Below are 12,517 nucleotides of genomic sequence, written 5' to 3' on the forward strand. Positions count from 1 at the left end.
GCGCCAAACCCCTCACACTAGTCTGAAACCAGTCTGAAACACCCGGAACGGCCATGGAATACTGCACCCGCGAACACATCACAGACCTGTTGCTGGCCGACTACGTGGCCGTGGCCGAGGCGAAGAACCCCGGCATCGTGGAGCGCACCATCGCCGCCGTGTCCAGAGAGGTAACGGGCATGCTGGTGTGGCGCTATGTCACCCCGCTGCCGGAGGTGCCGGAGCTGCTGCGCTACATCACCTCGGTCATCGCGGCTTACCGCATCGTGCAGGCCATCACCTCGCTGGTGGATACCGAGGGCAGCACGGACAACGAATGGATTCCGCTGCAACGGCAGTGGAAGCACGTGACCACCATGCTGAACGACCTTGTGGACGGGCGGCTGAAGCTGCCGCCCCCGGCGGTGGAACTGAACCCCGACCGCGAGGAAGCCAGCGTGGCCGTGGTCACCCGGCCCCCGCTGTTCGATCTCAGGAGGTTCTGATGGGCAAGACCGGCGTGACCCTGAACTGGGGCGGACTGGACCGGGTGGTGGGCGGCGCGGCGCGCAGCCTTGCCGACCGGCGCGGGCTGCTCCGGTCCGTGGGCGAAACCCTGGTGTCGTCCACGGTCAAGCGGTTCCGGGACGGGGAAAGCCCGGAAGGCGACCCGTGGGATCCTTCCGCGCGGGCGCAGCAGGAAGGCGGCGTGACGCTGGTGGATACCGCCCGGCTGCGCAACTCCATCGGCTACGCCACCACGACCGACGCGGTTCTGGTGGGCACGTCGGTGGAATACGCGGCCATCCACCAGAAAGGCGGCCAGACCGGGCGCAACCATGCCGTGACCATGCCCGCCCGCCCGTTCATCGGCATTTCCGCCGAGGACAGGGCCGAAGTGGGCGACCTGCTGGCCAACCACATCGCCGCCGCGTTCGGAGGAAAGGGATGAGAACGCTGGCGCACGAGGTGATCCGGCAGGCGGCGGAAGCCGCCGGGCTGCCCGCCGACCGGGTGACCGGCCAGAGCGTGAAGGACAATGCCACGCTGCCACGCCCCCGCGTGGAGGTGCAGTACCTGACGGAAACATTCGCCCGCACCGGGCGCGTGCTGGACCGGCGGCGCGAGGTGACAGCCGCCCCGCCGGTCCAGCGCACCAGGCGCGAACTGTACACCGTGCGCCTGCCCGTGGTGGCCCATGTGCTGGCCGACGACGACGCATGGCTGGACGGCTTCTGCCCGGCCTTCGTGGCGGCGCTGCCGCGCGGGCTGGACGATGCGCGGGGGCTGTGGGTGGCGGTGCGCGTGCAGCGGGCGGAATATCAGGGCTACGCCGAGCGCCGCGTGGGCAACGCTGTGGTGGCCCCGTTCATCAAGCGTTCGCGCCTGTTCACCATAGACTTCACATGGCGGGTGGCCACCGAAGAGGAGGTCCGCCTGCTTACCGACATCAACATCGTTCCCCACGTGGGAGGAGGCAACTGACATGGCCAACACCGCGACCAAGAGCGCGACCCAAAGCACGCAGGACAAGACGGACAAGGCAACGACGCAGGACGCGCCCGACACCGCGCAGACGCAGGCAACCGCCAGCGATACGCAGCAGCAGGGCGGCCAGCAGGCCGCCTCCACGGGGCAGGAACAGGCCGCCACCGCCGAAAATGCCACCAGCGCGCCCGATGGCGATGACGCCGCAGCCACCACGGGGCAGGACCAGCCCGCGGCAACCCTGCATTCGCTGGACGAGCTGGCCACGCTGTACCGCGTGCCCAGTTGGCAGCAGGCGGCGCTGGCGCGCATGCAGGGCTGGGAGCCCGGCAAGCGCGTTGCCGCAGAAACCTACGAAGCGGCCCTGACCGCGCTGGGCGCACGTCCGCAGGGCGGGCGTTAGCCGTAAGGAGGCACCATGGGCGATGTACTGGAATATCTTGTGGACGGCACGTCGGGCCTTGCGCCCGGCGGCGTGGACGGCACGGCCATGATCGTGGGCGTGTGCTCCGGGGGCCAGCCCGGCAAGGGCTACCTGCTGGGCAAACGCAGCGACCTTGCGGGCCTGCTGGGCGTGGGGCCGCTGGTGGATGCCCTGCGCGACATCTTTGCCACCGGGGGGCAGAACCCCGTGGTCATCGCCGTGCCGGTGGCCGGGCAGCCCGCCGGGTACATCTCGCCGGTACGGCAAAGCGGCCCCGGCGCAGTTTGCGCCACCAGCGGCGTGCCGCAGGCCAACGCCGACGTGGTGGTGGAAGTGGTGGCCGACGGGGCCGTGGGCCTTGCGCCGGTGCGCATCTCTCCGGATGGGGGCGCGACGTTCGGCAGCCAGCAGGCATCGGCAACGCAGGTCACCATTGCGGCCACCGGCGTTACCCTGACCTTTCCCGAAGACGGCGAGCTGAAGGCGGGCACCGCCTACCGGTTCACCGTGCGCACGGCGGTGGGGCCGGTAACGCGCATCGGCGGCGGCCCGCAGATCACGCTGGCGGGCACCCCCAGGGCAGAGGCGCAGCTGGTGCTGGAAGTGGTCGGCGGCGGCGCGCGCAACGAGGGCACCTACCGCCTGTCGCTGGACGGCGGGGACAACTACGGCGCGGTGCGCACCATTCCGGTGGATGGCGCGGCCACGGCGGGCGACACCGGGGTGGCCATCACCTTTCCGGCTGGCGACTACCAGGGCGGCACCACCTACACGGCCACGTTGCAGGCCCCGGTGCCGTCCATCGTGGACGTGATGACCGCCATCGAACGCCCGCTGGAGCTGTACGACGTGGAGTTCGTACACATCGTCGGCCCGTCCGACCCGGTGGACTGGGCGGCGGCGCAGGCCAAGGCCGACGAGCTGTGGAACCTGCACCGGCCCACCTACTTCAAGATGGAAGGCCGTTTGCCCCGCGACGGCGAGGACATCAACGACTGGGCAGCCGTCATGCTGGCCGAGCGGGCCGCGTTTGCCGGGCGCTTCGTGCAGGTATGCACCCAGTACGGCGAGGTGGCCGATGCCACCGGCCAGCGCAAGCTGCGCAACTGGGGCGGCTTGCAGGCCGGGCGGGTGCTGTCCATCCCCGTGCAGCGGGCCACCGGGCGCGTGCGCGACGGGGGCATTACGCAGGGCACCCTGCCCGAAGGCTGGAACGAGGCGGTGCAGGCCGCGCTGGAAAAGGCGGGTTTTCTTACCGCCAAGATCTACGCCGGGCTGCGCAGCGCCTACTGGGGCGATTCGCGCACCATGGCCGAGGTGACCAGCGACTTCCAGTACGAGGAAGTGCTGCGCGTGGTGTTCAAGGCCGTGCGCAAGCTGCGCATCGCGGCGCTGAAATCCATGTACGACGAACTGGGCGACCCGCTGGTGCCGGAAAACGCGGGCGGGCTGGAATACCTGCGCACCAACCTTGAAACCGCGCTGACCACCATGACCGCCGCCGTGCCGCCGGAGCTGGCCGCCTACGTGGTGGCCATCCCGCCGGGGCAGGACTACGTGAACAACGGGGTGGCCGTGGAAACCACGCTCATCGGCATCCCCATCATCCGGCAGATCAGGCTGTTCGCCAACTACGCCTACGCGGGCAGTTCGTTCGACCCGCGCCTGACGGCAGCAGCCTAGGAGGCATGCATCATGGCCATCAACGGCAAGAACTACGACTGGGAAGACATCACCGTGCGCCTGCCGCAGGGCGAAACGGTGGGCATCACCGACATCAGCTACAAGGACGGCCAGGGCGTGGAGCCGCGCTACGGGCGCGGGGGCACCCCGCGCGGCTATGGCCGCAAGAACTACGAGGCGTCGGGATCGTTCACGCTGGACCGCGACGAATTCGAGCGGCTGAAGAAGGAACTGGCCAGCTCCGGCGCGGGCGGCATCTACGACCACACGCCGTTCCCGGTGGTGGTCAGCTACGCCAACAGCGACCAGCCCACCATTGTAGACACCCTGCCCGCGTGCAAGGTGACCAGCCACGACACCTCGTCCGCCCAGGGCGACGACAACGCCGGGCAGGTGAAGTGCGAGATCACCATCCTTTCGCCCATCCTGTGGAACGGCGTGCCCGCCAAGGTGGACCGGAAAGTGAGCAGTTTGACGGGGTAAGAGGAGGGAAGGACAGAGGGAGAAGAGAAAGGCCGGGGAAACCCGGCCTCGTCGTAACCATCCTCTTTTGTTGAAAATTACCCCTGAGTCATTGCGCATGGCTTTTAATTGCCCGCACTGTTTGATATGTGAAGACAAAATTAACCGGAGTGCGGACATGTCTACCACTATTATATATATTTCACGCCAAACGGATGCTGTATGGATTGATGTATGTGAAAGATTTGTTGAAAACTTCGAAGGGAGCAGTATTTCGTCTATAAGTAGTGGAAGCTATGTATCCATTCCGAAATCAGGGCCAATTTTTGAACTGATAAAAAATTCTGACAGCATGGTGATAAATCATTTGATCCTATTTCATGCTGGCGTATCAATTAACATAACACGAACTCAAGACCAACAATCACCGCATCCTTTTTTTGATAGAATTCATTATGAAATACAACACAACACAAAGCCAAACATTGAATTATTTATTGAAGGGTTAATATTCTTACAAAATGAATTAAAAGCTGTAAAAACTCCTGATATTGGAAAATTACAGAGTTCATCTGGCGGCGATATTCAAGGTGTATATGCTGTTCATTCTGAATCATTGCGTAGATTGGAATTGATGCTTTCTAATTTAACACAGGAAAATATTTCTTTTTTTGATAGATTGCAAAAGGAATTTTCTGAAAAAGAAACAGAGCTCACAGGAGTATTTAAAGACAAATCAATCGAACTTGACAAAGAAAGGAAAAAATTATTTGCTGAATTAGCATCAAGAAATAGAGAACTTGATGCACGAGCCAAAGAGATAAACAGCCTTGATAATACATCAGCACGACGAGAAATACACAAAGGGATTCTTGATGAAATCAAGAACAGATCAGAGAATTTCAATTTAACGACTTCGACGCAAAATAAAAGAATCGCAATTCATGCCCTATGCATATCTGCACTTATTTTTTTAGGAGCGATGCTATTCTACAACAACGCAGCATGGGGTACCGTTCTTTCAAAGTTTTCCGAAGCAGCTGCTATCGAAGGGGGATATTTTAAATCTCCAACTGCTTGGAGCGTTATATTTACATCAATAAAACAATTAACAATGACCGCAGGTGCGGCAGCAATTCTGATTTTTTATTTGCGTTGGATGAACGCATGGTTCTCGCAACATGCTGACGCTGAATTCAAATCCAAGCAATTCCAGCTTGATATGGACAGGGCAAGTTGGCTTGTTGAAACTGCCCTCGAATGGAATCGGTACCAATACGGACAGATACCTGATCTTCTTATGGAAGGATTAACGAGAAACATGTTTTCTGCCGATGTTTCAAAGAAAGAAACTGAAATCCAGCACCCTGCGGACATGCTTGCATCTGCTCTCTTGGGCACTGCTTCAAGAGTAAAACTAAAGACAGAGGGAGCAGAGATAGAGTGCGACGGAAAAAAACTAAGCAAGCAAATGGCAGATACAAAATAACAGAGAAATTTCCGCCGCCCTCCGGGGCGGCTTTTCATTTCCCCGCATATCTCCCACTGCCTCCGGCCCCGCCTTCCGGCCTCCGCTAGGGTAGCGGCGTAGCAGGTTCACCTGCCCAAACGCCAACCCGCATGGAGGCACCATGTCCGACCCCGCCAATACCTCGCAGACCGCTTCCGCCACCCCGGCAGACACCGAAGGGGCCGCCCCTTCCGGTCGTGCCTATGCCGCGTTCGAGCACAGCTGGACCGATCGCTGGGCCGACACGGAAGTGGCCGTGTCCTACCGTTTCGCCAAGCCCTCGCCCACGCACATCAAGCGGTTGCAGTCCACGGCGGCGCGCAACCCCGCGCAGGCGTCGCGCGCGCTGATTCTGGACGTGATCCACCCCGACGACCGCGCCCGGTTTCTCGCCGACGCAGACAGTTACCCCGGCCTTGTCACCACCATGAGCAGTGCGCTCATCAAGGCGGTGGGCCTCGGCGACCTGGGAAACTGATCGACGCCGCCCGCCAGCGGCTCGGCGGGCTCGGACAGTATGACGCCATGATCCGTCACTGGCTGCATGCCGAGCCCGCCGACGACTGGGAAGGCTGGGCCGGGCAGGTCGCGCAGGCCCTGTTTCTGGAAGAACGCCACATCAAGACCCTCGCCCACATCATGGGCGCACGAGCAAAAGCATAGGCCCGCCATGGAAGTGTTCAGCGTCTTCGCCACCATGTCCTTGCAGGACATGATTTCCGGCCCGCTCGGCCTCATCACCACAAGGATGAAGCAGCTTGCGCAGGCCGCAGACGGCCTTGGCGGGCGCATGGGCAAGCTGGCCATTTCCATGGCTCCGGTTGCCGTGGCCGCCGCCGTGCTGCTGGGCACGCTGGGCCTTGCCGCGCGAGAGGCCATCGCCTTCGAGAGTTCCATGGCCGACGTGGCCAAGGTGGTGAACTTCGAGAGTGCGGGCGAGCTGCAATCCATGTCCGACACCATCCTGGACATGAGCACCCGCATTCCCATGGCGGCGGACGGGCTGGCGGCCATCGTGGCCGCCGCCGCGCAAAGCGGCGTGGCCAAGGCCGACCTGACGGAGTTCGCCGAGCAGGCCGCCAAAATGGGCGTGGCCTTCGACCTGACCGGGGACCAGGCGGGCAAGATGATGGCCGACTGGCGGGCGGGCATGAATCTGTCGCTGCCGCGCGTCTACGCGCTGGCGGATTCGGTGAACCACCTTTCCAACAACATGAACGCCACCGCCCCGGCGTTGGGCGAGGTGATCCAGCGCGTGGGCGCGGTGGGCATGGCGTCGGGCCTTGCGGAAACGCAGGTGGCGGCGCTGGGCGCGGCGTTCCTTTCCGCCGGGGCCTCGCCCGAAATCGCGTCCACGGCGCTCAAGAAGTTCACGTCCACGCTGGTCAAGGGCACGGCGCTCAGCAAGGACGCGCAGGCGGCCTTCGGCTCGCTGGGCTTTTCGGTCACGCAGATGGCCAGGGACATGCAGACCGACGCGCAAGGCACGATCTTCAAGGTGTTGCAGGCGCTGGCCGACAAGCCCAGGGAATTGCAGATGTCCTTGCTCACCGAGATGTTCGGTGAAGAGGCGTTGGGGGCCATTGCCCCGCTGCTGGCCAACATGGGCAACCTGACGCAGGCGTTCGAGCTGGTGGGCGATGCCTCGGCCTATGCGGGCAGCATGCAGGCGGAATTCGACACCCGCAGCAAGACCACGGCCAACACGCTGATCCTGCTGGGCAACAAGATGAAGGCGCTGATGATCGTGGCGGGCAGCTACTTTCTGCCGGTCATCGGGCGGGTTGCCGAAGGTGTGGGCGGCTTCGTGGACATGCTGCGCGGCGCGGCGCAGACCGTGGCCGGGGAATTCGCGCTCAAGCTGCTGGCGGGCATCGCCACCGCCGTGGTGGCCGCCACGGCCCTGTCCGGGGCCATCTGGCTGCTGTCCGCCGCCGGTCCCATGCTGGCCAAGGCCCTTGGGCCGCTCAAGGCGGCGCTGCTGGGCCTGTCGTGGCCCATGTGGGCGCTCATCGCCGTGGGCGCGGCGCTGTACGTGGCCTATCGCACCAACTTCGGCGGCATGGCCGACACCATCGACAGCTGGTGGTCGCGCATCTCGCTGGTGTTCCGGGGCGTGGCTGCCGTGTTCGCCACCCTTACCGACGGCGTGGGCGAGATTCGCGGCCAACTGGCCACGGACATCCGCGCCGCCGGGCTGGAAGGACTGGTGACCGCCGTGGCCCGCGTGGTGTTCCGCATCCGCGAGTTCCTCACCGGCATGGTGGATACCGTGGCCCCGGTGGGCCAGCGCATGGCCGACATCCTTGGGCCGTCGTTTTCGGCCATTGCCGCCACGCTGGGGCAGGTTTTCGACGCGCTGGGCAGGATGACCGCCGCCCTGTTCGGGGCCGGTGCCGCCACTGATGCCTCCGGCTGGCAGCGTTTCGGCGAGGTGCTGGGCACCTTCGTGGCCGGTGCCGCCGAAGGGGTGGCCATTGCCGTGCGCGCGCTCATCGCGCCCATCGAAATGGCGGCGGGCGTGGTGCAGTTCTTCCTCGCCCTCATCAACGGAGTGAGCCTGTTCGACGCCGGGGCGGCGCTGCTGGGCACCTTTGCCGACGGCATCAAGTCCATGCTGGCCGTGCCCATGGAAGCCGTGCGCGGGGCCATGGACCTGATTGCCAAGCTGTTGCCGCATTCGGATGCCGACGCGGGGCCGCTGTCCACGCTGACCGCATCCGGTCGGGCCACCCTGACCACCATGGGCGAGGGCATGCAGGCCGCCGCGCCGGATCTTAACGCCGCACTGGATGACGCCCTGGGCGCGGCGGTGCCCCCCGGCACGCTGGAAGCCATGGCCGAGGTGGGCGTAACGCCCGCCAAGGGCCGCGAGGGCCGCACCGGCGGGCGCGGGGTGACCATCCACATCGGCAGCGTGAGCCTGCCGGGCGTGTCCGACGCGCAGGGCTTCGTGTCCGAATTGCAGGCCCTTGTGGCCGAGTACGACGGAGTGCCGGAAGGCGGTGCCGCATGAGCATGCTGACCTTCGAGGATGGCGTGGTGCGCCTTGGCGGGGTGGCCCTGCCGGGCATCCTGCGTGCCCAGCGCGTGGCCTGCGCCGTGCGCTTCGACGAGCAGAAGGTGGACGGCGTATCCGGCAAGCGGAAGACCCCCCTCGGGTGGGAAGACGCCGAGATCACGCTGACCCTCGACCTGCTCACCGACGACGACGCCACCTGCTACGACCGGCTGGAGACCATCAACGGGGCCTTCCGGGGCACGGACAGCCGCACGAACCCCAAGGTGCTGGAGGTGGCAAACCGCCACCTGCTGGCGCGGGGCATCCGGCGGGTGGTCTTCAGCCGCCTTGAAAGCGAGGAGGCGGACGCCGACGACACCCTGCGAGCCACGCTGGCCTTCGTGGAGCATGTGCCGCCCATCGTGCGGGTGGAACAGGCCGGGGCCAAGACCCCGCGCGCGGCAGAGGCCGCTGCACAGGGCAGCAGCGCCGCGCCGCAGCAGGAGGCATCGCTGCTGGTGGACGTGGCGGGCAGGAAAGCGAGAGGCAGCAGGTAATGGACATCACCGGCGTGGACATCATCGTGCGGATGGGCGGGCTGGAAGTGCTGTGCTCCCCACGGGCCGAGGTGGTCAGCCGCCGCCGCGCGGTCATCACGCGGGCCGAGGTGGAACTGCCCGACCCGGACGGCTCGGTACGGGCCGCCCTGGCTGTGGGCCAGCCCGTCTCGCTGAACTTCGGCTACCGGGGCGGCCCCATGCAGCAGTTCACCGGCACGGTGGACGGCTTTCGCCCAGCGGGGCCGGACGCGGTTGCCGTGCTGGCCGCCGGGCAGGAACTGGCCCTGTCGCGCACCACCATCACCGAATCCTTCCACGGCGAACCCGCCGACGCGGTGGCCCGGCGCATCCTGTCCCGCAGCGGGCTGGCGGTGGCCGCCGTGGAAATTCCGGACGTGACCCTGCCGCACATGGTGTTCGCCACCGTGCCCTTGTGGCGCGCTGTGCGGCAACTGGCGGAATCCATCCAGCGCGGGCACGGGCACAACCTTTCGCGCCACGCCCTGTGGCTGGGGGCCGACGGCCTGCGCTGGAGCGCGGGCGACGAACCCGGCCCCCTGTACACGGTGGCCACCGGCGAAAACCTCATCAATCACGAGGTGGCCACCACGCCGGGCGCGCTGGCCGAGGTGGAATCGGTACTGCTGGCGGGCCTTGCCCACTCCATGCCGTTCCGGCTGGAGGATGCGCGGCGCGGCGTCAGCGGGCAGTTTCGCGCACAGGAAGTGCGCCACGTGCTCACGCCCGGCGGCAACAGGACGTTCATCCGGTACGGAGCGGACCATGGCTGGGGGTAACGGCGGCGCGAACAGCGCCAACCTGCTGCAACTCATCCGCCGGGCGGTGGAGCTGTGCATGCCGGACCTGCGCCACTACTACCGCGTGACCCGCAAGGCGCGGGTGGTGGCGGCCTACGCCAGCGACGGGGCCTACTACGCCGACGTGCAGCCCCTGCGCAACGACGAAACCGACGACCAAGCCGAGCCGGTGGTGCCGCGCGTGGAACTGCCGGTGCTGTGGGGCGGCCCGGACCGGGGCGTGGTGTGCCCGCCCGTGGTAGGCACCCTGTGCGACCTTTCCTACTACGACGGCGACCCCAACTACCCGCGCATCAGCAACATCCGCTGGCAGGGGCACGGCGCGCCGCTGGCCGCCGTGGGCGAATTCGTCATTCAACTTGAGAAGGGTGTGGAGATCCGCATCGACACCGGCAAACGCATCGTGTCCACGACCCCGGCGGACTGGCTGGTGCAGGTGGGCGGCAACGCCATCGTGGAAGCGGCGGGCTCCATCACCTTGCAGGCCCCGGAGATCATCCAGCGCGGCAACGTGACGGGTGAAGGGCACGACGGCGGCAAGGGCACGGTGAGCGAGCACGCGGACCGCACGCTAACTGGCAGACTCCTTATCAACGGAAGTCTTGTCGTCAATGGCGACAGCGTTGTCAGCGGTAACAGCTTTTCCGGGAGTAGAAGCGGTGGCGTCATTTGAGTCGTCGAAGAAACACGAAAGTACCCCTAGACCGACACCGACTGCTACTCCAAATGCTGCACCTTTTGCGACCTCTGTGCCAATGTTTTTAGCTATTGCGATTTTCTCTTTGGATTCTTCTTTCTTGATCTCAATAACAGCATTTGCAACATCAGTTGCTGCTTGTCCTTCAACAGTTTCTATAGTCCTCTTTTTTGTAGACCTAGTTTTTCCTTCCGAAGTGAAGGACTCCTCACAAAAAGTTTCTATGGTGTACTTAGAATGTTTTTCATCGTCGCTCATAAAATTCTCCATATCAAGCAATCTTGAAAGGTGCGTTTTGAAATGAGCAGTAACGAAATGTGGGGCCAAGATATCGCCCTCGACGATACAGGCCAAGCGCGAGTTGCCGCCAGTGGAGAATTTATAATGACCGAAGGGGTGGAAACGGGCCTTCAGGACATCCGCCTGCGCCTGTTCACCCGGCTGGGTTCGCTCTTCTATGACCAGGGCTGGGGCAGCCTGATCCACGACTGGATTTTCGAGGAGAACACCGAGGGTGCCCGCATCGCCTTCGAGGCGGAGGTGACCCTGCGGGTGGAACTGGACCCGCGCGTGCAGGTGGGCAGCGTGCGCACCACGGTCTTCACGTGGGACGAGCGCACCGTGCAGGCCGAGGTATCCTGGACGTTCATCGGCGAGGACCAGCCCTCAAACCTCATCCTGCGCGCCGACAAGTCCGTGCGCGAACTGGTGGTGAAGGATGTCGACCCTGCGTCTGTCTAAATCGCTGGAGCAGATCCGCGCGGATATCTACGCCCGCATGGAAGCCGTGCAGGACGAGTACGCCGCGCAGGGCTGGCTGCCGCAGCGCCTGAACCTGAACAAGGGCATCGCGCGTGGCCTCATCGAACTGTTCGCGTGGGGGTTGTGGCAGCTCTACCAACTGCTGGAGCAGGTGTTCCAGCAGGCCGTGCCCGCCAACGCCACCGGCGACTTCCTCGACCTGCACGCGGAACAGATCGAACTGGCCCGCAAGCAGGCCACGCAGGCGCGGGGCACGGTGACCTTCCACCGGGCGGCCACGTCGGCCAGTGGCGGAACGGATACGCCCAACGTGCGCATCCCCGCCGGGCGCATCGTGCGCACGCTGCCGGATGGCCGGGGCATGGTCTACCGCTACGTCACCGAGGCCGACGCGGTGCTGCCCGCCGGGGCCGGTGCGGTGGCCGTCATGGCGCGGGCCGAGGAATACGGCGCGGCGGCCAATGCAGCCCCCGGCCAGATCGTGGAACTGGCCACGCCGGTGCCCGGCATCGGCGCGGTGAGCAACGCGGCGGGCTGGCTGGCCGAGGAAGGGGCCGACGCGGAATCCGACGCCCTGCTGCGCCGCCGGTACGCGCTGGCGTGGCAGGCGCGCGCGGGCATCACCAGCGCCGCGTACAAGGCGGCGGCCCTGTCCATAACCGGCGTGGTGGATGTGTACGTGGACGACCAGCACCCGCGCGGCGAAGGCACCGTGGATGTGGTGGTCAAGGGCGCGGCGGGCCAGCCCACCGAGCAGCTGTTGCAGGCGGTGCGCGCCGCCATCGCCACGCAGATCCGCATCAACCACGACGTGGTGGTGAAGGCCCCCGCGCCGGTGGGCGTGGACGTGACCATGGAACTGGAGCTGCTTTCCGGCGACGCGGACGCCACGGTGCTGGCCGCCCGCGCGTGGGTGGAGGCGCTGTTCGAGGGCGACCAGCGGGAGGTGCCTGCCTTCGGCATCGGGCACGACGTGGTGCGCGACCGCATGGCGGCGGGCATCGTCTCCATCGCCGGGGTGAAGCGCATCGACTGGGCCAGCCCGGTCGGCGACGTGGACATTCCCGCCGACGGGCTGGCCACCCTGAACAGCCTGACCGTGACCGCCCGCTGGGTGACGGAGGCGTGATGCG

The 12,517-nt window shown here is 65.0% G+C and carries 16 protein-coding genes; 15 read left to right on the forward strand and 1 reads right to left on the reverse strand.

The features are described from left to right. The first annotated feature begins 53 nt into the window (after positions 1-53). The 13 genes from DESTE_RS06790 (at position 54) to DESTE_RS06840 (ending at position 10,598) form a co-directional block, all read left to right on the forward strand. Positions 54-485: a DUF1320 domain-containing protein gene (locus DESTE_RS06790; protein WP_035066326.1), complete on the forward strand. Its 432-nt coding sequence runs from the start codon at positions 54-56 to the stop codon at positions 483-485. Then, positions 485-931, forward strand: coding sequence for a phage virion morphogenesis protein (locus tag DESTE_RS06795; RefSeq protein WP_035066327.1), 447 nt, complete (start codon positions 485-487; stop codon positions 929-931). The genes DESTE_RS06790 and DESTE_RS06795 overlap by 1 nt, the downstream gene beginning before the upstream one ends. Next, positions 928-1,464, forward strand: a complete 537-nt coding sequence (locus DESTE_RS06800) for a hypothetical protein (RefSeq protein ID WP_035066330.1) — start codon at positions 928-930, stop codon at positions 1,462-1,464. The genes DESTE_RS06795 and DESTE_RS06800 overlap by 4 nt, the downstream gene beginning before the upstream one ends. A 1-nt stretch (position 1,465) precedes the next feature. Further along, the gene (locus tag DESTE_RS06805; RefSeq protein ID WP_035066332.1) at positions 1,466-1,870 is read left to right on the forward strand and encodes a hypothetical protein; all 405 of its coding nucleotides are present in this window, start codon (positions 1,466-1,468) and stop codon (positions 1,868-1,870) included. Positions 1,871-1,885: 15 nt separating this feature from the next. After that, positions 1,886-3,574 (forward strand): DUF2586 domain-containing protein, encoded by a 1,689-nt coding sequence (locus DESTE_RS06810; protein WP_035066334.1) that lies wholly within the window; start codon positions 1,886-1,888, stop codon positions 3,572-3,574. 12 nt (positions 3,575-3,586) lie between these two features. Then, a complete protein-coding gene (locus DESTE_RS06815) occupies positions 3,587-4,057 on the forward strand; it encodes a hypothetical protein (RefSeq protein ID WP_035066336.1) in 471 nt (156 codons plus the stop codon). 157 nt (positions 4,058-4,214) lie between these two features. After that, positions 4,215-5,525, forward strand: coding sequence for a hypothetical protein (locus DESTE_RS17930; protein WP_156925286.1), 1,311 nt, complete (start codon positions 4,215-4,217; stop codon positions 5,523-5,525). A 142-nt stretch (positions 5,526-5,667) separates the two neighbouring features. Next, positions 5,668-6,024, forward strand: coding sequence for a DUF6848 family protein (locus DESTE_RS06820; protein ID WP_035066338.1), 357 nt, complete (start codon positions 5,668-5,670; stop codon positions 6,022-6,024). Positions 6,025-6,071: 47 nt separating this feature from the next. After that, positions 6,072-6,209 carry a hypothetical protein gene (locus tag DESTE_RS18185; protein ID WP_198015336.1) on the forward strand — a complete coding sequence of 46 codons (138 nt, stop codon included), beginning with the start codon at positions 6,072-6,074 and terminating at the stop codon, positions 6,207-6,209. Positions 6,210-6,216: 7 nt separating this feature from the next. Continuing rightward, positions 6,217-8,562: a phage tail tape measure protein gene (locus DESTE_RS06825; RefSeq protein WP_035066339.1), complete on the forward strand. Its 2,346-nt coding sequence runs from the start codon at positions 6,217-6,219 to the stop codon at positions 8,560-8,562. After that, on the forward strand, positions 8,559-9,104 hold the full coding sequence (locus DESTE_RS06830; RefSeq protein WP_035066340.1) for a hypothetical protein: 546 nt from the start codon (positions 8,559-8,561) through the stop codon (positions 9,102-9,104). The genes DESTE_RS06825 and DESTE_RS06830 overlap by 4 nt, the downstream gene beginning before the upstream one ends. Continuing rightward, a complete protein-coding gene (locus tag DESTE_RS06835) occupies positions 9,104-9,904 on the forward strand; it encodes a hypothetical protein (RefSeq protein WP_035066341.1) in 801 nt (266 codons plus the stop codon). The genes DESTE_RS06830 and DESTE_RS06835 overlap by 1 nt, the downstream gene beginning before the upstream one ends. Then, the gene (locus DESTE_RS06840; RefSeq protein WP_035066342.1) at positions 9,891-10,598 is read left to right on the forward strand and encodes a hypothetical protein; all 708 of its coding nucleotides are present in this window, start codon (positions 9,891-9,893) and stop codon (positions 10,596-10,598) included. Before DESTE_RS06835 ends, DESTE_RS06840 begins: the two co-directional genes overlap by 14 nt. On the opposite strand, the gene DESTE_RS17935 is transcribed toward DESTE_RS06840, so the two are convergent. Next, the gene (locus DESTE_RS17935; RefSeq protein WP_156925287.1) at positions 10,497-10,880 is read right to left on the reverse strand and encodes a hypothetical protein; all 384 of its coding nucleotides are present in this window, start codon (positions 10,878-10,880) and stop codon (positions 10,497-10,499) included. The two genes, DESTE_RS06840 and DESTE_RS17935, sit on opposite strands and share 102 nt — an antisense overlap. Positions 10,881-11,006: 126 nt before the next feature. Here DESTE_RS17935 and DESTE_RS06845 point away from each other — a divergent pair, with 126 nt between their 5' ends. Next, complete coding sequence (locus tag DESTE_RS06845; protein ID WP_245590766.1) at positions 11,007-11,363, forward strand: GPW/gp25 family protein; 357 nt, start codon at positions 11,007-11,009, stop codon at positions 11,361-11,363. After that, positions 11,341-12,513, forward strand: a complete 1,173-nt coding sequence (locus tag DESTE_RS06850) for a baseplate J/gp47 family protein (protein WP_035066346.1) — start codon at positions 11,341-11,343, stop codon at positions 12,511-12,513. The genes DESTE_RS06845 and DESTE_RS06850 overlap by 23 nt, the downstream gene beginning before the upstream one ends. Positions 12,514-12,517: the final 4 nt, after the last annotated feature.

The organism is Nitratidesulfovibrio termitidis HI1, from assembly GCF_000504305.1.
Classification (GTDB): domain Bacteria; phylum Desulfobacterota; class Desulfovibrionia; order Desulfovibrionales; family Desulfovibrionaceae; genus Cupidesulfovibrio; species Cupidesulfovibrio termitidis.